The organism is Pseudoalteromonas sp. 1181_04 (assembly GCF_052850545.1).
Map to the genome: position 1 here is coordinate 20,791 of NZ_VXCS01000035.1, position 18,522 is coordinate 39,312.

Genomic DNA, 18,522 nt, shown 5'->3' on the forward strand with positions numbered 1-18,522 from the left:
GGTCTGTTTAATTAACGACTTTATTTAGTTTAACGCAATTTAGTGGTACTGACTACGAGCTATTCTTGTTCGTTAAAGCGTTGTGCAATCAACTCGCCAATTGCTGCAAGAGCAGGTTCAGCGTCCGGGCCTTCACATACAACTTTAACTTCTTTGCCTTGGCTACTTTCTAATAGCATTAAGCCGAGTACGCTATCGCCTGCGGCTTGTTTGTCATCTTGATGAAGTGTGATGCTGGCATCAAACTGCACAGCTAATTGCGCTAATACGCTGGCTGCGCGAGCATGTAAACCGAGTTTGTTTTTTATTAAAAATGTATCTTCTAAACGCATCAACATTCCTTACTGTAAACGTGAGTTGTTATTCTTGTTCACGATGGCGAATTTTCACATTGCTGTGGCTCATCGAGAAGCTTTCACCTATAGTTTGCGCTAGATAAACTGAGCGATGTTGACCACCGGTGCAACCAATAGCAATTGTTAAGTAACTGCGGTTATTACGCTCCAAATGCGGTAACCAAGTTTGTACAAAGGTTTGGATCTGCCAAGTGAATTTTTGTACGATACTATGGCTGGCTAAATAATCTTTTACTGGCTGATCAAGGCCTGTAAGTGGCTTAAGCTCAGGCTCCCAATGTGGGTTTGGTAAAAAGCGTGCATCAAAAACATAATCAGCTTCTTTTGGGATACCATATTTAAAACCAAATGATTCAAAGGTAATGATTAGTTTTTTATCTTTTTTCCCTAAAATCTTTTCACGGATTGACTCTGCAAGCTGGTGGACACTCAGATCAGTGGTATCAAGTATAAAGTCAGCGCGAGTAGTTAATACATCAAGTAATACTTTTTCTTGCTTGATAGCTAAATCCAGTGGCAAAGAGTCCAAAGATAATGGGTGTAAGCGGCGAGTTTCAGAAAAACGTTTGATCAGGGTTTGATCATCACTGTCTAAATAAAATAGCGTCGGATTTGCAAAACCAGGCAAGTATTCAAGAATATCGTTAAATTCTTCCTGCTCTTTCGGTAAATTACGGACATCAATACTGACGGCAATTTTGTCATAATTATCAGAGACACTGCGCACTAATGAAGGTAATAAGTTTACCGGAATATTATCTACACAATAATAGCCAAGATCTTCTACTACACGCAGAGCAACAGATTTACCTGAGCCAGAACGCCCACTGATGATGATTAACTCCATGTAAATTCTCCTTCATTTGGCTACGATTGCGCAGCAATTACGTGATACAAATCTTGGTCTGTTTTTGCGCTACGTAGTTGTTTACAAAAATCTTTGTCGTTGAGTTTATCAGCAATTGTGGCTAACGTCTTCAAATGAAGTTGGCTATCACCATCTGGCACGATGAGAGCTACAAATATATCAACTGGGCGATTATCTATCGCATCAAAATCAATCGGTGATTCACTCACTATAATTATTGCTAGCGGGTTTTCAACACCACTCATACGGCCATGAGGAATAGCAATACCACGACCAATACCCGTACTACCTAGTTTTTCTCTCGACAGTAGTGCGTTGAGGATTTCTTGTTGTGATAGCTGAGGAAGTTGTTCATGAGCCAATTGGCTGATAAATTCAATGATCCGTTTTTTGCTATTAAAAAGGACCGCAGCTTTACTGCAGTCCTGGCAAATAAGTGAGCTTAATTTCATAGTGTTAGTGTCGAGCGTGCTTCTCTTTGTGTTTAATTACCTGACGGTCAAGTTTGTCGATTAGTCCGTCAATGGCTGCATACATGTCTTGGTGCTCAGTTGAGGCAAATAATTCAGCGCCACTGACATGTAATGTGGCTTCTGCTTTTTGGCTTAGCTTTTCTACATCAAGAATGACATGGACATTATTGATATGATCAAAATGCCTTTCAAGCTTGGCAAACTTATTGTTTACATAGTCTCTTAATGAATCAGTAATTTCTACATGACGACCAGTTAAATTTAGTTGCATAAGCATTTTCCTCTTGTGATTTTACGCCTTAAATCAAACTTTTACGTTGATTTGACGGTGGAATAGCCAGCGACTCGCGGTATTTTGCAATAGTCCGTCTAGCTACTTTGATACCTTGCTCTGCCAATATATCTGCAATCTTACTATCACTCAATGGTTTCGCTGAGTTTTCTGCACTGATCAATTTTCTGATCAATGCTCGAATGGCTGTCGATGAGCATTCGCCGCCGTTCTCAGTACTTACATGGCTCGAGAAAAAATATTTTAACTCAAATATACCACGAGGGGTATGCATGTATTTTTGGGTGGTTACACGAGAAATTGTTGATTCGTGCATCTCAACCATTTCGGCAACGTCGTTTAGTACCATAGGGCGCATGGCCTCAGGGCCATGCTCAAAGAATCCTTGCTGCTGTTTAACAATGCAGTTGGTTACTTTGAGTAACGTCTCGTTACGACTTTCTAGGCTTTTAATAAACCATTTAGCTTCTTGCAAATGCGAACGTATAAATTGGCTGTCAGTGCTTGATTTTACTGAGCGTGACATTGCCGCATATTGGCTGTTCACTCTAATTTTTGGCATGCTGTCTGGATTAAGTTCAACCACCCAGCGACCTTTAATTTTTTTCACCGAAACATCAGGAATAACATACTCTGATTCTTCGCGTACTATGGTATCCGCAGGCTTTGGGTTAAGGCTGTGGATCAATGTCATTACTTCTTTCAGCTCATCTTCTTTAAGCTTAGTCTTTTTCATCAAAGTGCGATAGTCACGACTAGCTAATAAATCGATATGATCAGTTAAAATCATTTTAGTCTCGCTAATCCAAGGAGTTGCAGGATCAAATTGATTTAATTGAATACATAAACATTCTTGTAGGCTGCGCGCAGCAATACCAACAGGGTCAAATAACTGAATGCGTTTTAACACTGCTTGCACTTCGTCTAGTTCGATTTCTTCTTCGTTATTACCTTGATTTAAGCTCTCTGCGATGTCTTCGCAGCTCAAGGTTAAAATACCTGAATCGTCAACAGCTTCAACAATCGCAATGGCAATAGCTTCATCGGTTGGACTAAAAGGTGTGAGCTGTAATTGCCACATCAGATATTCGTGCAGGGTTTCAGTTGAGGCACCTTGATAAATTGACTCATCTTCAGGCATTGGCCCAGATGACGTATTTGGCGCAGCACTCATGTATTCGTCCCAGGTGACGTCCATAGCCATTTCGTCACTTAAGGTCTCTTTACTTAATGCTTCGCTACTTTCTTGTTCATATTCGCTGGGCTTGTCGTCCGCTGATGCGCTAACGGTTAAGTCATCGTTATCTTGTTTTTGTTCGTTTTTACCAGCCGTGTCGTCTGAGTATTCATGTTCTTCTAGCTCTAACAATGGATTGCTGTCGAGCGCTTCTTGAATTTCTTGCTGGAGATCCAATGTACTGAGTTGCAATAAGCGAATTGCTTGTTGCAGCTGTGGTGTCATTGTAAGTTGCTGGCCCATGCGCAGCTGGAGTGATTGCCTCATGTATCTCTAACAATCCTTTTATTGTTATCATCGTTAAGTCTAGCAGATACTTAGCCGAGCGTGGCTTTATAGCCTAAATTGCTCGCCCAGGTAAACATCGCGGACTGTTTGGTCGGCGAGTACATGCTCAGGGGTACCTGATGCAATTAACTCCCCATGAGAAACTATGTAGGCTTTTTCACAAACATCAAGGGTTTCTCGTACATTGTGGTCGGTAATAAGCACGCCAATACCACGGTTTTTAAGGTGTTCAATAATCTTCTTTATATCTAACACTGAAATAGGATCAACGCCAGCAAAAGGCTCATCAAGTAAGATAAATTTTGGGTTTGCGGCTAAAGCGCGTGCAATTTCAACTCGACGACGTTCACCGCCAGATAATGCCATACCTTGGCTGTCGCGGATATGTTGAATGCTAAACTCATCAAGTAAGCTGTCGAGCGCTTCTTCTCTGGCTTGTTTATTCAGCTCTTTACGAGTTTCTAAAATAGCCATCAGGTTTTGATAAACAGTTAATTTACGGAAGATGGATGATTCTTGTGGCAGGTAGCCAATCCCTAACCGTGCGCGACTGTGCATTGGCAGTAAGGTGATGTCATTATCATCAATACTGATTTTACCTTTGTCGCTTGGAACTAAACCCACAATCATATAAAAGGTGGTGGTTTTACCAGCGCCATTAGGACCCAATAAGCCAACAATGCTGCCTGCGCTAACTTCTAAACCCACGCTTTTTACAACTTGGCGACCTTTATAGCTTTTTGCTAGAAATTCAGCTTTTAATGTACTCATGGCTGCCCTTTAGATTTGTCTTTTTTACTGTCTACTGGTACCAAAATGGTGTGCACACGATCGCTTGAGCTTGCGCCTTTTTCAGCACTGATCAGTTGCTGGTCCATATCATAGGTAATGCTTTTGGCATTGATTTTTTGACCTGCCTGAGTGACTTGTGCATTGCCAACCAAGGTTAAATAGCGCTTAGCGACATCGTAACGGACTTCATCAGCACTGGCACTCATTACTGTGCCATCAGTTTGTTTTTCTTCAAAGTAAGCCGGACTGCCAGTTGCGACAAGTAGTTGTTTGTTATCGCCTAAATCTTCGCGCTTATGGACTTCAAGTCGATCCGCTTTGATACGGCGGTTACCATGAATGATTTCAACATTTTTTTCAAAAATACCGATATTGTCTTTCAGTTGGGCAAGCTGCGTGTCAGCACTGATAGAGACTTGATCTGCAGGTGGTGTCGTATTTTCAGCAAAGCTTGCAAAAGCAATGAATAAGCTTGGTATAACAAGCAAGTGAGCAAATTTATTGGTCATAATATATGGTTCGCGTATGGTTAATTAGTTCTACCACTTCGGCTTTTAAGTCGGCATGGAGACCGCGCCCAGTGATTTTTAAATTTGGTCCGATTAATTCAACTGGTTGTTCTGAACTCATGGTTTGTAGTTCAATATCAACCTGAATATTATCTGCGTTTATATGTTCAATCATGGCATTATTGGTCAGGTTTTTAGCAACCACATTACCTTCTAAAATTAATTGATGATTTTCATATAAGGTGGCTTCATCGGCATTAATTTGCCACGTTTGCTGTTGATTATAGAGCGTAAAAATAGGTTGTTCAAAGTAAGTGAACCCTAACTGTTGGTAGAGTTCCATTTTTGCAGCTGTTACTTTGTGGCTAATTTTACCTTGTTCATCAAATGCGGTTTGTTTTAATGCCACCGCAGTATAATCAGGTTTTGCTATTATATCTTCTTGGTGTTGTTTTATGGCGGTACTTTGATAAAAATACGGATACCACAGCCATACCATGCAGCCGACAAATAATACGCATAATATTAAACGCGCACTATTCATGAGCTCGTGCCTTCGCTGGTTAATGATTTACCATTTTCGAGCATTAATAAATCAGTGAGTTCACGCACCGCCCCAAAGCCACCAGGTAGCATGGTTGTATAATGTGAAATGCGTTTGATTAGTGGATGCGCATCATTTACTGCCACCGCAAAACCAACCAATTCCATTACCGGCAAGTCAGGTCCGTCATCGCCTATGTAAGCGATTTGTTCATCGCTTAACTGCAATTTATCCTTGAGCTGTTGATAAGCTTGCAACTTGTTTTCTTGGCCTTGGTAAATATGCGGTACTGTCAGGCTAGTCATCCGTTGCTGAACTATCTGTGAATGACGGCCGGTGATCACGGCAACTTCAAAACCGCTATTGATCAGTGCTTTGATACCAAAGCCATCTTTAGTATTAAACGCTTTGAGTTCTTCACCTTGGTTACCAAGATAAATACGACCATCTGAAAACACCCCATCGATATCACAGATCAGGAGTTTGATTTTTTGTGCTCGCTCGCGAGCATCATCTGAAAGAGGCTGATATAAGTCAGCAAACTGCATTATAAAACTCCTGCTTTGAGCAAATCTTGCATATTAAGAGCACCAATAGGGTGGTGTTTATCATCAACTACAATTAAGCCATTGATACGCTTATTCTCCATGATATTGAGTGCCTCGGCGGCAAGCATATCAGCGGTTGCAGTAGTGCAAGAGCGGGTCATGACAGTGCTTATCAAAGTACTGTGAATATCTATTCGTTGCTCTAAAATTCGGCGTAAATCACCATCAGTAAAAAGCCCCGCAAGTTGCCCTGTGTCATCAACAATAGCTGTCATACCTAAGCCTTTTGCCGACATTTCGATTAATGCATCTTTGATACATTGCTTATCATTGATCATAGGCGTTGCTGGGCCACTGTGCATAATATCTTTTAAACACAATAGTAAACGTTTGCCTAAGCTACCACCAGGATGCGATAGCGCAAAGTCATCGGCGGTAAAGCCACGGGTTTCTAGCAGAGCAACGGCTATTGCATCACCCATCGCAAGTGTTGCAGTCGTGCTTGCAGTCGGAGCGAGTCCTAATGGGCAGGCCTCTTGACTTACTTTGATGCATACATGTGCATCAGCCCAATTTGCCATTGATGATTCAGGGTTACCTGTCATGGCGATCATTTTTGCGCCAATACGTTTAATAACCGGAATAATATTCAGTACTTCGCTGGTTTCGCCTGAGTTAGAAATAAGCATAACCACGTCATCACGAGTGATCATCCCTAAATCACCATGACTGGCTTCACCCGGGTGGACAAAAAACGCAGGCGTGCCAGTGCTTGCCAGTGTTGCAGCAATTTTATTACCAATATGCCCAGATTTCCCCATACCGACTACTATGATCCTACCGTGACATTGATACATCAATTGGCAAGCTTGATTAAAGTTTTCGTCTAGATATTGGGTTATATCAAGCAGTGCTTGGCGCTCTATTTCTAGCACCCGCTTACCTTGTTCAATAAAATTTAACTGCGTCATTGTGTTATCCATTTTGTGGCTAGCATTAAGCAACTTGGCTGAAAATATAACCTTGATAGATTAAAAACGCGACCAATAACAGGCCACCTTCAACTCTATTAATGCGTCTTGTGCCCCTAAAACTCAAGGACATAGCAATAAGGGCTATGGTGGCACCAATCATTATTAAGGCATCACGGTTTGCAGCTGAAGGATCAATAATTGAAGGGTTGATAATCCCAGCCAGTGGCAACACAGCTAAAATGTTAAATATATTTGAGCCAACAATATTACCCAGTGCTAAATCATCTTCGTTTTTTAATACCCCAGCAATACAGGCTGCCAGCTCAGGCAAACTGGTGCCAATAGCAATAATGGTTAACCCTATTACTAAATCACTTAGGCCAAAGTATTTGGCTATATCAACTGCTGAGCCAACTAAAAAATGTGAGCTGACAGGCAGTAATATCATACCAATAATTAACCAAAATAAAGCCGATTTGGTGGGCACGTTATCTGGTACGTCTTCACAGGCTTCACTTACAAATGGGTCATCAGCTTGGTTTTTAGCGCGAATAGAAATAATAACTAAGCCCGCAATAAAGGCCACAAAGCCAATGATTAATGCAACGCCCTCAGCAAATGAAAAGTAGTTATCAGAAAATACATACCAGGCAGCGATTGACACTAGTAGTACAAGCGGCATTTCGCGTTTTAATGTCATTGATGATACTGAGAGTGGGCGCAATAGCGCAGTAATACCTAAAACAAGTAAAATATTAGTGATATTTGAGCCAACGGCGTTACCCACGGCAGTGTCAGTTTTACCGGCAAGCGCAGCTGATGCTGAGACCATCATTTCAGGGGCTGACGAGCCCATCGCAACAACGGTTAAGCCAACAATAAGAGTAGGAACACCGAAATTTTTTGCCAGTGCCGCAGCACCATAAACAAAGCGATCCGCACTCCAAACTAGAGCTGCAAATCCGAGAATTAAAATGACAAAAGAAGTCACCATTACGTTACGCCAATTATTCAAAATGAGATGACTGCAAATAGTAACAAAAGCCAACCTGAAAGTATAAATAAAAGAATCTGCGAAGCTTGTTAGATTATGGCCTGATTTGGACTGAGAATAATTATTTAAGCGACGGTTAAGCCTACTGCTGTAAGGTTTGCAGCGCTATTACATAGAATATTACAAAATTTTACGATTTGTTTTTTCCATCTTGCTGTAAAAACGCTTAAAATAGGTGAACTAGTGAAAATAGTAATGGAGAGCGACTTGTCGCAACCAATAGTAGAAATCAAGGATGTAAGCTTTTCTAGGGGCAATCGCTGCATATATAAAAATATGAGCTTTAGTGTCCCGAAAGGAAAAATTACGGCAATAATGGGACCAAGCGGAATTGGTAAAACCACCATGTTGCGTTTAATTGGTGGTCAATTAAAACCAGATAGCGGCACTATTTTATTCGAAGGTAATAACATTCCTGCCATGTCGCGCAAAGAGCTTTATGCGGCGCGAACCAAAATGAGTATGTTGTTCCAAAGCGGCGCATTATTTACCGATATGTCTGTATTTGACAATATCGCTTTTCCGCTGCGTGAACACACTCGTCTAAGTGAAGATTTAATTCGCCTTGTGGTGCTAATGAAATTACAAGCTGTTGGCTTGCGTGGCGCACAAGATTTAATGCCTTCTGAGCTGTCAGGTGGTATGGCACGTCGTGCTGCATTAGCGCGCTCAATCGCACTTGATCCTGAATTAATTATGTATGATGAGCCATTTGCAGGCCAAGACCCAATCTCCATGGGGGTGTTAGTTAAGTTGATTAAATCGCTTAATCAAGTGCTTGGATTATCATCATTAATCGTAACTCACGATGTAACAGAAGTGATGAGCATTGCCGATCACGTTATCATTATTGCCGATCAAGGCGTTATTGGTAGCGGTACACCGGATGAAATGCGTAATCATGAATCGGCCCTAGTTCAGCAGTTCTTAAAAGGATTATCTGATGGCCCAGTGCCGTTTCATTTTCCTGCTCAACCTTATCAACAAGAATTACTGGGAGGGCGCCGCTGATGTTTGATTTTTTGCAAATGCTAGGTCATAAAACGTTAGGACGATTTGCTGCACTTGGTCGCTCCACTCAGATGTTGATAGGTGCGTTATGGAGTTTGCCTAATTTTAGAAAAGGCACGCCGCTTTTAATACGACAATTATATATGGTCGGCTCGCAGTCACTATTGATAATCATGGTGTCGGGCTTATTCATTGGTATGGTATTGGCGTTGCAAGGCTACACCGTACTAGTTGGTTATGGTGCAGAGGACAGCTTAGGTCCATTAGTCGCATTGAGTTTACTCAGAGAGTTAGGCCCTGTTGTTACTGCATTATTGTTTGCCGGGCGAGCTGGTAGTGCATTAACCGCTGAAATAGGTTTAATGAAAGCGACTGAGCAGTTATCAAGTCTTGAAATGATGGCCATTGACCCTCTTAAACGTATTATCGCGCCACGCTTTTGGGCGGGCTTTATCAGTATGCCATTACTGGCGTTAATATTTTCAGCAGTTGCAATTATTGGTGCTCATTTAGTGGGTGTTGATTGGTTGGGTGTTGATACGGGGAGTTTTTGGTCAATCATGCAGTCACAAGTATCGTTTCAGCAAGATATTTTAAATGGCATGATCAAGAGTTTTGTATTTGCCATCGTGGTTACATGGATTGCGCTTTATAAAGGCTACGATTGTATACCGACCTCTGAAGGGATCAGTAAAGCAACAACAGAGACAGTTGTACACTCATCTTTGGCTGTTTTAGGGTTTGATTTTATTTTGACAGCGGTAATGTTTACTAGCTAATAAAGGTATAGATAATGAATTCACGGAAATTAGAAATTTTAGTTGGTTTTTTTGTTGCGCTAGGCATAGCAGCTTTTGCTATGTTGGCGTTAAAAGTTGCCAATGCAGGGATCAGCGGCAACGGCGAAACTTACTTATTGAAAGCCAAGTTTGAAAACATTGGTTCATTAAAAACACGTGCGCCGATTAAAGTAGGTGGTGTAGTGGTTGGTCGAGTTGAGGGTATTTCAATTCACCCACAAGAATTTGTGCCAGTTGTTGATATGACGATTGATGCGCAATATAAATGTCGTTTTTCAGATACCAGCTCAGTTTCAATTTTGACATCAGGCATCCTAGGTGAGCAATATTTAGGGATTAACCCTGTCATTGCCCCAAAATCAGCTGAACAAGCGTGTTTAGGTGTTGCGGTAACAAGTAATGATAAAAACTTAGGGTTAGACGAGTTATTTGGTGTTGAAAGCAAAGCCTTAAATGATGGCGACTATATCACTGACACGAAATCAGCATTGGTGCTTGAAGAGTTAATCGGGCAATTTTTATTCAATCAAGGCGGCGAGTAAGTAATTATGTTTAAGAAATTTATAATTTTAGTTGCGCTGACTTTCAGCGCGATCAGCGTAGCAAGCGATGTGGTCGATTTAACAGACCCATATAAAATGGTCCGCCAAGTATCTGATAATACTTTTCAACGTATTACTCGTGACCAGCCTTTAATCGAAAAAGATAAAGAGCATCTACGGGTTATCGTCAAAGAAGAGTTGATGCCTTACATTGATTATAAATATGCTGCACTGCGTGTATTAGGAAGTCATGTATCAAAAGTGCGTGCGATTAAAGATCCTGCTGAGCAAAAGCAAGCGGTTGAGGATATCAAACACTTTATTGATGTGTTTCAAGAATACTTAATCGCCACTTATGCTGGCGTGTTTACCCAATACACCAACCAAAAAGTAGAGTTTGGTGCAAGCAAAGAGTTTACAGGGCAAGACCTAGTATTAGTGAAAACCAAAATTGTCGAGCCAGGCAAGCCGGAAATTAAAATTGATTTTAAAGTACGTGAAGATCGCGATGGCGAATGGCGTGCTTATGACATGGTTGCCGAAGGCATTAGTTTATTAGATGCCAAGCAAAGTGAATTTCAAGGCATTTTGCGCCAGCAAGGTATTAACCATGTTAGTGACCTACTTGAACAGAAAAGTAAGTTGCCAGTGCAATTTAGAGGTGACGGCGGTAATGAGTAAAGTAACCGTTACTCAGATTGACGAACAGCACTATCGAGTCAGTGGTGAATTGACTCGAAATTCAATTTCCGCTGAACGACTTCTGAATAAAAACTCACAAACTAGCCATAAAAACTGGTATTTTGACCTTTCTGAGGTGTCTAGGGTTGACACGGCGGGCTTAGCTTGGTTAATTCACTCTTTCGCAGAATTAAAGCAGCAAGGTATTCACCTTGAATTGCAAAATATTCCTGAACAACTGCAAAAGTTGATGCAGTTGGGACAGGTTACCAACCTATTTGAGTGAGAGTTATGGAAACAAGCCAAGTCGAAACCTTATTGCGCGACGAATTGCAATTAGCTGAAGTACATGTGAAAGCCAACGGTAGTCATTATGAAGTTATCGCAGTCGGCGATTGTTTTGATGGGTTAAGCCGAGTGAAAAAACAACAGCTGGTATATGGTCCGTTGATGAACACCATTTCTGACGGCACAATCCACGCAGTTTCGATCCGTGCATTTACACCTACTGAGTGGAAGCGCGAACAAAAATTCATTTTACCTCAATAAAAAAGGTTTCCTCATGGATCAATTTGTAATTCAGGGTGGAACCGGACTTGCCGGTGAAGTCACTATCTCTGGCGCTAAAAATGCCGCTTTACCTATTTTGTTTGCAGCATTATTAGCTGACGGTAAAAGTACCTTTAATAATGTTCCTCGCCTGCGTGATATCGGCACTACTGAAGCATTATTAAAAACCCTCGGCGCAGAAATACACTGGCACGGCGAGCAGCTCGTTATTGATGGTGGCAAAGTTGATAAAACATTGGCCCCTTACGAGTTAGTTAAACAAATGCGTGCCTCAGTATTAGCATTAGGTCCATTGGTTGCTCGTTTTGGTCAAGCACAAGTATCGCTTCCTGGTGGTTGTGCAATTGGTGCTCGCCCGGTTGATATTCATATTCAAGGTTTGGAGCGCATGGGCGCTGTTATTAGCGTTGAAAATGGTTATATCAATGCCAAGGTAGATGGGCGTTTAAAAGGTGCTGAAATCTACATGGAAATGGTCAGCGTTGGCGCGACCGAAAATTTATTAATGGCCGCAACCTTAGCTGACGGCAAAACCGTATTAGAAAACGCGGCGCGTGAACCAGAGATTATAGATTTAGCTGCTTGCTTAACAGCAATGGGCGCAAAAATTAGCGGTGCAGGCACTAGCCGTATTGAAATTGAAGGTGTTGAAAAGCTGCATGGTTGTGAGCATCGCATCTTGCCAGATCGGATTGAAACTGGCACATTTTTAGTGGCCGCAGCAATGGCGGGTGGCGAAGTGCTATGTAAGCTTACCGATTTTCATAGTTTAGAGCCTGTGATTGAAAAATTGCGTGCAACTAATGCGTTGATTGAAGTACATAAAGATAGTATTTATCTTGATATGCGTGGCCGTGAGCTCAAAGCCGTTAATATTAAAACCATGCCACACCCAGGTTTCCCTACCGATATGCAAGCGCAGTTTACTGCGTTAAATGTAGTAGCTAATGGCAGCGCGACCATTACCGAAACGATTTTTGAAAACCGTTTTATGCATGTGCCAGAACTACAACGTATGGGTGCTAACATTCGTTTGGAGGGGAATACGGCAATTTGTGGTGACACTAAGAGTTTGAGTGGCGCACAAGTAATGGCAACCGATCTACGTGCATCAGCGAGCCTAATTTTAACGGGGATTGTGGCACAAGGTGAAACGGTTGTTGACCGTATTTACCACGTTGATCGAGGTTATCAACGGATTGAAGATAAACTCAGCGCGTTAGGTGCAAACATCAAACGCCGAAGTAGTTAAATACGAGTTGAAAGGTTCAGGTAACAAGGTTCAAGCGAAAACCTTGTTTACCTTTTACCTTGCAACTAAAATTATAGTTTAGTCTCTAACTCTGCAACCTTCACCATCACTTTTAGTACTTTTCCATTTCGATAAAGTTCAAATTCTATTTCATGGCCCGGCTCTGAATTACCAATTCTGGTTAAGGTTTTTTGTGGGTTAGTGACATCTTCACCGCCAATTTTAATCACAATATCTTGTTCTTTAATACCAGCTTGCCATGCTGGACCTAATGGATCTAGGTTGGTTATACGCAAGCCAGCAATAGGGGTGAACTTATCGCTCACTTCTTTACCGGTACTATCAACGGCAGTACCTGTGAAGCCCAAGTAACCACGCACAACACGACCATGACGGATCAGTTTATCCATTACTTCTTTCGCTAACGAGTACGGTACGGCGAAGAATATGCCTTGGATATCGAGGTTCTCTCGGGTTTTAAATTGTGCTGAGGTGATCCCAACCAAGTCGCCATTAGAGTTAACCAGTGCGCCACCTGAGTTGCCGACATTAATTGCCGCATCCATTTGTAGCAGACTATTATAAGGACTATCGGTAATTTTTTGTTTACCCGTGGCACTGATGATCCCTTGGGTGATTGTTTGCCCTAGATTCAGCGGATTACCAATCGCCAGCACCACATCACCCACGCGAGGCGTAAAACGCTCACTAATTGGGATAACTGGCAAGTGCTCAACGTTAATTTTCAACAGTGCTAAGTCGGTGATGGTATCAAAGCCGATGAGCTGAACATCAAAATAACGGCGGCCATCAGTAAGCAGCACCATAATTTGATCAGCATTATTGATCACATGATAGTTGGTAAGAATATAGCCATCACTTGACATGATCACACCGGAGCCAAGTTCTTGCACGGTGTTTTGCCGTTTATAACGAGGTTCCTTTGAAATGCTCTCAGAAATGATTGTCACAACAGATGGCGCTGCGCGCTGTACTGCATCGGCAAAGCTCAAATGGTCAATACTCATAGCACTTGGTAAGGGGACATTGGGTAACAGCGTTGCACGCATATTTGGGCTAAAAAATACTACCAAAAATGCGATACCGAGTCCGGCAAATAGCGGGGGAAGGACAAACTTAAAAAATTTCAGCACAATGTTCTTATTCTTAATGAGCGATCTTCTAATGATGGCACAAAAAAAATAGCAGCGGCAAGTACCACTGCTATTATTTATGCGATTTACCTAATATTTATTTTATTGAATTAAAACAAATACCGATTCACGACCGCGTTGTACTCCAAGCACGATGTTACCTTTAGTGTTTTCGATGATCTTATTCATGTCACTAATTGTTTCAACACGCTGACGGTTTACTTGCATTACCACGTCGCCTTCTTCAAGGCCGACTCTAGCTGCTGGTGAACGCGGATCAACAGTTGTCACCTCAACCCCTTTATTTCCATTCTTTTGGGTGTTTTCAAGTGTTGCACCCTGGAAGGCTGGGTGTAGTTCATCACCGGCTGCGGTTAGTGCTGATGCGCCATCAAGGGTCACTTTAACGGTTTGTACTTTGCCATCACGATAAATACCTAATTTTACCTTTCTGCCTTCACCGAGGGTGGCAATTTTACTGCGCAGTTCATGGAAGCCGCTGATCTCACTACCATCAATACTAATAATTACGTCACCAGCTTTAATACCGGCTTCACTGGCGGCAGAATCATCCATTACTTGCATAACATAAGCGCCTTGTTTTACATCAAGCTGTTGTGCTTTAGCAAGGCCTGCATCCAGTGGACGCCCAGAAATACCTAGTGAGCCACGGCGTACTTCACCATGTTCAATAATTTGGTCAACAAGATTTTTCATCATATTGGATGGGATTGCAAAGCCGATACCAACATTGCCACCCGATGCACCTAAAATGGCCGTGTTAATACCAATTAGCTCACCGTTTAAGTTAACTAGCGCACCACCTGAGTTACCTTGGTTAATAGCAGCATCGGTTTGAATAAAATCTTCATAACCTTCAATATTTAAACCACTGCGCCCCATTGCACTAACAATCCCTGAGGTAACGGTATGACTTAAACCAAATGGGTTACCAATTGCTACTGCAAAATCACCCACTCGTAGTTGATCTGAGTTTGCCAGTTTAACGGCGACTAAATCCTCGGCATCAATTTTTAATAACGCGATGTCTGATTCTTTATCACTACCGATTTTAGTTGCTTCGTATTCACGACCATCTTCAAGAGTAACCAACATTTTTTCAGCATCTTGAACTACGTGGTTATTGGTAACGACATAGCCTTCTTTGGCGTCAATAATAACGCCTGAGCCTAAACCACTAAATTCACGCTTTTGGCTTCGCGGTTGCGGATTGCCAAAAAAGAAATCAAGCGGATCAGCGCGACGACGGACTTCCTTTGAACCGGAGACTTGGATACTAACAACGCCTGGTGTTATTTGTTCTAGCATCGGCGCTAACGTCGGTAATTGTTGACCATTGACTGCGATAGGCATCTTAGCCATTGATACTGCAGGGGTTAATAATAAACTGGCAGATAACATTGCTGCACTGATTAACGATAATTTCATTTTCATAGTCAGGGTTTACTCCACATCACAGGAAAAAGCACAAACAAAAAAGGCTGCATAAGCAGCCTTTTATCAATTTAGTTCAAAACATTTTAAAGTAGGTTCGCTCTTTTGGAATGTTTTGAAATGCATGTAAAACATAAGCTGCTTTATAAACAGACTATGGGGTCAAAAAAAAGTTCATCAAGAAGCTTTAGAAATTTCTGAAACCTTAATTAAACTTTGTCAGGCTCGGCTACTTTTGGTTCGCCAGCGAATAAGCCTGATTCACCTGATACATAATCAGCCGGTTGAGCATGTGCCGATGAACGGTCACTTTGGCGTTCTTTTAGTGAGCGTTGTAGCTGCTCTGTCGTTTCTTTAGAAAAGAATGGTTCGTTAGGATGCTGTTTTTTATCAGCTAATAGCAGCTTGTTAGTTTCATCAACATGATTTAACAATTGGTCGTAGTTGTCTTTCATTTTGTTGACGAGTCTACCGGTGCTTGCTAAATGATCTGCAACATCTTGACGGTATTGCTCTAATGCATTTTTAGCTTGTTCTGCTTGTTGCTCTAATTCATCTTGCTTAAATTGCTTTTTAGTGACGAAGGCGCCAAGGAAAAATGCAGCTACTGCCACAATAACAATAATGCCGATCCAAGTAACTGTACCCATGATTCTACCCCTTTGGGAATTAATACATAAAAATAAAATAACGCCTAGATTGCGTACTCAAGAATAAATCCTGTTGCTGCTAATATACCCCGAGTTACGATGCGTGTTAACATATTGCGTAAATTAAACCGTGTTTTATTGTAACTATCTATGACTCCTTGGCAAAAGTACCAACAAGATTTACAGCGTGAAGACTTTGTTTACGATGCTGCACAAGAAAATGCAGTACGTCATCTACAAAGGCTTTTCGATGACTTAACAGCACAAAAGCCCGCAGCTAAAGGCTGGTTCTCTAAACTATTTAATAAAAATAGCACGGCGCCTATAAAAGGTTTGTATTTTTGGGGGGGAGTAGGGCGTGGTAAAACCTATTTGGTAGATACCTTCTATGAGGCGCTGCCGGGAACACGCAAGATGCGCGTGCATTTTCATCGTTTTATGCACCGTGTTCACGAAGAGCTAAAAAAATTAGACAAAACGGCTAATCCCTTAGAAGTTGTGGCTGATATTTTTAAAGCTGAAACCGACATTATCTGCTTTGATGAATTTTTTGTGCAAGACATTACTGATGCCATGCTGCTTGGTGCTTTAATGGAAGCCTTATTTGCGCGCGGCATTGTGTTAGTGGCAACGTCTAACATTATACCTGATGAGTTATATCGAAATGGTTTGCAGCGTGCTCGCTTTTTACCTGCAATTGCACTTGTTAATGCAAACACTGAGATTGTGAATGTGGATTCTGGCATTGATTACCGATTGCGTACTTTAGAGCAAGCAGAGATATTTCATAGCCCATTAGATGAACAAGCCGATAAAAATCTGTTTGAGTATTTTGATAAGTTATCTCCAGAGCCTGGTAAACTCGATCACCCCATCGAAATTGAAGGGCGAATGATCAAAACCCGTAAGGTCGCTGATTGTATTGTGATGTTTGATTTCTCTCAGTTGTGTGAAACCGCACGTAGCCAAGTCGATTATATGGAAATAAGCCGTTTATATAACACTGTTATTTTATCGAACGTAAAACAGCTTGGCCAAAATAACGATGATGCCGCCAGACGCTTTATTGCGTTAGTCGATGAGTTTTACGAACGCCACGTCACACTTATTATTTCTGCTGAAAAACCGATTACGGAACTCTACACGCAAGGCAATCTTAACTTTGAGTTCAGACGTTGTATTAGTCGATTGCAAGAAATGCAGTCGTTAGAATACTTAGCAAGAGAGCATTTGGTTTAATGTAGCTGTAAGTTATAAGTCGTAAGTTAGACACAAATCAAAACTGTACTTAACTTAACACAAGTACAGTTTTTAATTTTATCGCTTATCGAACAATTTTCTTGTGGAAAAAACAACCGTCGAGTAGCAATGTGGTAAAAGTGCTGGTATACTCCCGCGTCTGCCACGTTGCGTTCTATTGCCTTCATTAGATTAGCCTCTTTTGAATGGCGCAAAAGTCTTAAACTCGAAGGGGTTGGAGCAAACATTTAGAGCGGTAATTAATAATAATTACCTGTGGTTTTAATTGAAAAACATTGGATTTTTATAAATGAAAACGTTTGTTGCTAAACCAGAAACAGTAAAACGTGACTGGTACGTAGTTGACGCTGAAGGTAAAACTTTAGGTCGCATCGCTACTGAAATCGCTCATCGCCTACGCGGTAAGCACAAAGCTGAGTACACTCCACACGTAGATACTGGTGATTACATCATCGTTATCAACGCGGAGAAAGTTACTGTAACTGGTAACAAGTTCAAAGATAAAGTGTACTATGCTCACTCTGGTTTCCCAGGTGGTCTTAAGTCTACTACTTTTGATAAACTTCAAGCTGCAAAGCCTGAAATGATCATCGAGAAGGCTGTTAAGGGCATGTTGCCACGTGGTCCTTTAGGCCGCGCAATGTACCGTAAACTTAAAGTTTACGCAGGTACTGAGCACAACCATGCTGCACAACAGCCTCAGGTTCTAGACATTTAAGGAGCACTAACATGGCAAATCAATACTACGGTACAGGTCGTCGTAAAAGTTCAAGTGCTCGCGTATTCTTACGCCCAGGCACTGGTAACATCGTAATCAACAATCGCTCTTTAGAAGAGTATTTTGGTCGCGAAACAGCACGCATGGTTGTTCGTCAAGCTTTAGGGCTTGTTGATATGACTGAAAAGTTTGATCTTTACATCACCGTTGCTGGTGGTGGTACTACTGGTCAAGCTGGTGCTATCCGTCACGGTATCACTCGTGCACTTATGGAGTTTGACGAGTCACTACGTCCACAACTTCGTAAAGCAGGTTTCGTTACTCGTGATGCACGTAAAGTTGAGCGTAAGAAAGTGGGTCTTAAGAAAGCGCGTAAGCGTCCACAGTTCTCAAAACGTTAATATTTACGTTATCAAGAATTTCAAAAACCCAGCTTCTGCTGGGTTTTTTGTTTTTGGGGTTATAAAAGTTAGCGAGAGTAAAGTTAGCGAGAG

Annotated in this window: 24 protein-coding genes; 10 read left to right on the top strand and 14 right to left on the bottom strand. The window is 41.6% G+C overall.

Translation table 11 applies throughout. The annotated features are described in order from the left end of the window. Window positions 1-59 precede the first annotated feature (59 nt). From FW757_RS21065 to FW757_RS21115, 11 genes are all read right to left on the bottom strand, one after another. A complete protein-coding gene (locus tag FW757_RS21065; RefSeq protein WP_064667815.1) occupies window positions 60-332 on the bottom strand; it encodes an HPr family phosphocarrier protein in 273 nt (90 codons plus the stop codon). Between the two features lie 28 nt (window positions 333-360). Beyond that, complete coding sequence (rapZ, locus tag FW757_RS21070; protein ID WP_149980588.1) at window positions 361-1,203, bottom strand: RNase adapter RapZ; 843 nt, start codon at window positions 1,201-1,203, stop codon at window positions 361-363. Window positions 1,204-1,223: 20 nt separating this feature from the next. Next, window positions 1,224-1,676, bottom strand: a complete 453-nt coding sequence (gene ptsN, locus FW757_RS21075) for a PTS IIA-like nitrogen regulatory protein PtsN (RefSeq protein ID WP_149980589.1) — start codon at window positions 1,674-1,676, stop codon at window positions 1,224-1,226. Between the two features lie 4 nt (window positions 1,677-1,680). Then, window positions 1,681-1,968, bottom strand: coding sequence for a ribosome hibernation promoting factor (gene hpf, locus FW757_RS21080; RefSeq protein ID WP_145236739.1), 288 nt, complete (start codon window positions 1,966-1,968; stop codon window positions 1,681-1,683). 28 nt (window positions 1,969-1,996) lie between these two features. Further along, a complete protein-coding gene (locus FW757_RS21085) occupies window positions 1,997-3,493 on the bottom strand; it encodes an RNA polymerase factor sigma-54 (protein ID WP_145236743.1) in 1,497 nt (498 codons plus the stop codon). A 66-nt stretch (window positions 3,494-3,559) separates the two neighbouring features. Next, window positions 3,560-4,285 (bottom strand): LPS export ABC transporter ATP-binding protein, encoded by a 726-nt coding sequence (gene lptB, locus FW757_RS21090; RefSeq protein WP_149980590.1) that lies wholly within the window; start codon window positions 4,283-4,285, stop codon window positions 3,560-3,562. Further along, on the bottom strand, window positions 4,282-4,815 hold the full coding sequence (gene lptA / locus FW757_RS21095; protein ID WP_182719516.1) for a lipopolysaccharide transport periplasmic protein LptA: 534 nt from the start codon (window positions 4,813-4,815) through the stop codon (window positions 4,282-4,284). The genes lptB and lptA overlap by 4 nt, the downstream gene beginning before the upstream one ends. After that, on the bottom strand, window positions 4,805-5,359 hold the full coding sequence (lptC, locus tag FW757_RS21100) for an LPS export ABC transporter periplasmic protein LptC (protein WP_149980592.1): 555 nt from the start codon (window positions 5,357-5,359) through the stop codon (window positions 4,805-4,807). The genes lptA and lptC overlap by 11 nt, the downstream gene beginning before the upstream one ends. Beyond that, window positions 5,356-5,907 (bottom strand): 3-deoxy-manno-octulosonate-8-phosphatase KdsC, encoded by a 552-nt coding sequence (gene kdsC, locus FW757_RS21105; RefSeq protein ID WP_149980593.1) that lies wholly within the window; start codon window positions 5,905-5,907, stop codon window positions 5,356-5,358. Before kdsC ends, lptC begins: the two co-directional genes overlap by 4 nt. Next, on the bottom strand, window positions 5,907-6,878 hold the full coding sequence (locus FW757_RS21110) for a KpsF/GutQ family sugar-phosphate isomerase (RefSeq protein ID WP_145236758.1): 972 nt from the start codon (window positions 6,876-6,878) through the stop codon (window positions 5,907-5,909). The genes kdsC and FW757_RS21110 overlap by 1 nt, the downstream gene beginning before the upstream one ends. A gap of 25 nt (window positions 6,879-6,903) precedes the next feature. After that, entirely contained in the window at window positions 6,904-7,875 is a 972-nt protein-coding gene (locus tag FW757_RS21115) for a calcium/sodium antiporter (protein ID WP_446441668.1), read from the bottom strand. A 255-nt stretch (window positions 7,876-8,130) separates the two neighbouring features. Here FW757_RS21115 and mlaF point away from each other — a divergent pair, with 255 nt between their 5' ends. Genes mlaF through murA form a run of 7 tightly spaced genes read left to right on the top strand, consistent with a single transcriptional unit; the run spans window position 8,131 to window position 12,791 of the window. Next, entirely contained in the window at window positions 8,131-8,946 is an 816-nt protein-coding gene (mlaF, locus tag FW757_RS21120) for a phospholipid ABC transporter ATP-binding protein MlaF (protein ID WP_182719518.1), read from the top strand. Beyond that, on the top strand, window positions 8,946-9,725 hold the full coding sequence (gene mlaE, locus FW757_RS21125; protein ID WP_145236765.1) for a lipid asymmetry maintenance ABC transporter permease subunit MlaE: 780 nt from the start codon (window positions 8,946-8,948) through the stop codon (window positions 9,723-9,725). The genes mlaF and mlaE overlap by 1 nt, the downstream gene beginning before the upstream one ends. Before the next feature lie 14 nt (window positions 9,726-9,739). Further along, the gene (mlaD, locus tag FW757_RS21130) at window positions 9,740-10,288 is read left to right on the top strand and encodes an outer membrane lipid asymmetry maintenance protein MlaD (protein WP_149980595.1); all 549 of its coding nucleotides are present in this window, start codon (window positions 9,740-9,742) and stop codon (window positions 10,286-10,288) included. A 6-nt stretch (window positions 10,289-10,294) separates the two neighbouring features. After that, window positions 10,295-10,969, top strand: coding sequence for an MlaC/ttg2D family ABC transporter substrate-binding protein (locus tag FW757_RS21135; RefSeq protein WP_182762274.1), 675 nt, complete (start codon window positions 10,295-10,297; stop codon window positions 10,967-10,969). After that, window positions 10,962-11,255: an STAS domain-containing protein gene (locus tag FW757_RS21140; protein WP_182762277.1), complete on the top strand. Its 294-nt coding sequence runs from the start codon at window positions 10,962-10,964 to the stop codon at window positions 11,253-11,255. Before FW757_RS21135 ends, FW757_RS21140 begins: the two co-directional genes overlap by 8 nt. A 5-nt stretch (window positions 11,256-11,260) precedes the next feature. Beyond that, window positions 11,261-11,518 (top strand): BolA family protein, encoded by a 258-nt coding sequence (locus FW757_RS21145; RefSeq protein ID WP_149980598.1) that lies wholly within the window; start codon window positions 11,261-11,263, stop codon window positions 11,516-11,518. A gap of 13 nt (window positions 11,519-11,531) precedes the next feature. Next, window positions 11,532-12,791, top strand: a complete 1,260-nt coding sequence (gene murA, locus FW757_RS21150) for a UDP-N-acetylglucosamine 1-carboxyvinyltransferase (RefSeq protein WP_145236783.1) — start codon at window positions 11,532-11,534, stop codon at window positions 12,789-12,791. A 71-nt stretch (window positions 12,792-12,862) separates the two neighbouring features. On the opposite strand, the gene FW757_RS21155 is transcribed toward murA, so the two are convergent. From FW757_RS21155 to FW757_RS21165, 3 genes are all read right to left on the bottom strand, one after another. Then, the gene (locus FW757_RS21155; protein ID WP_149980599.1) at window positions 12,863-13,945 is read right to left on the bottom strand and encodes a trypsin-like peptidase domain-containing protein; all 1,083 of its coding nucleotides are present in this window, start codon (window positions 13,943-13,945) and stop codon (window positions 12,863-12,865) included. Window positions 13,946-14,047: 102 nt separating this feature from the next. Next, entirely contained in the window at window positions 14,048-15,400 is a 1,353-nt protein-coding gene (locus FW757_RS21160; protein WP_149980600.1) for a Do family serine endopeptidase, read from the bottom strand. Window positions 15,401-15,609: 209 nt separating this feature from the next. After that, window positions 15,610-16,050, bottom strand: coding sequence for a YhcB family protein (locus tag FW757_RS21165; RefSeq protein WP_145236792.1), 441 nt, complete (start codon window positions 16,048-16,050; stop codon window positions 15,610-15,612). 150 nt (window positions 16,051-16,200) lie between these two features. Between FW757_RS21165 and zapE the strand changes: the two genes are divergently transcribed. The 3 genes from zapE (at window position 16,201) to rpsI (ending at window position 18,429) form a co-directional block, all read left to right on the top strand. Beyond that, complete coding sequence (gene zapE, locus FW757_RS21170) at window positions 16,201-17,289, top strand: cell division protein ZapE (RefSeq protein ID WP_446441669.1); 1,089 nt, start codon at window positions 16,201-16,203, stop codon at window positions 17,287-17,289. Window positions 17,290-17,599: 310 nt separating this feature from the next. Then, complete coding sequence (gene rplM / locus FW757_RS21175) at window positions 17,600-18,028, top strand: 50S ribosomal protein L13 (RefSeq protein ID WP_002957960.1); 429 nt, start codon at window positions 17,600-17,602, stop codon at window positions 18,026-18,028. An 11-nt stretch (window positions 18,029-18,039) separates the two neighbouring features. Continuing rightward, the gene (gene rpsI / locus FW757_RS21180) at window positions 18,040-18,429 is read left to right on the top strand and encodes a 30S ribosomal protein S9 (protein ID WP_016710054.1); all 390 of its coding nucleotides are present in this window, start codon (window positions 18,040-18,042) and stop codon (window positions 18,427-18,429) included. Window positions 18,430-18,522: the final 93 nt, after the last annotated feature.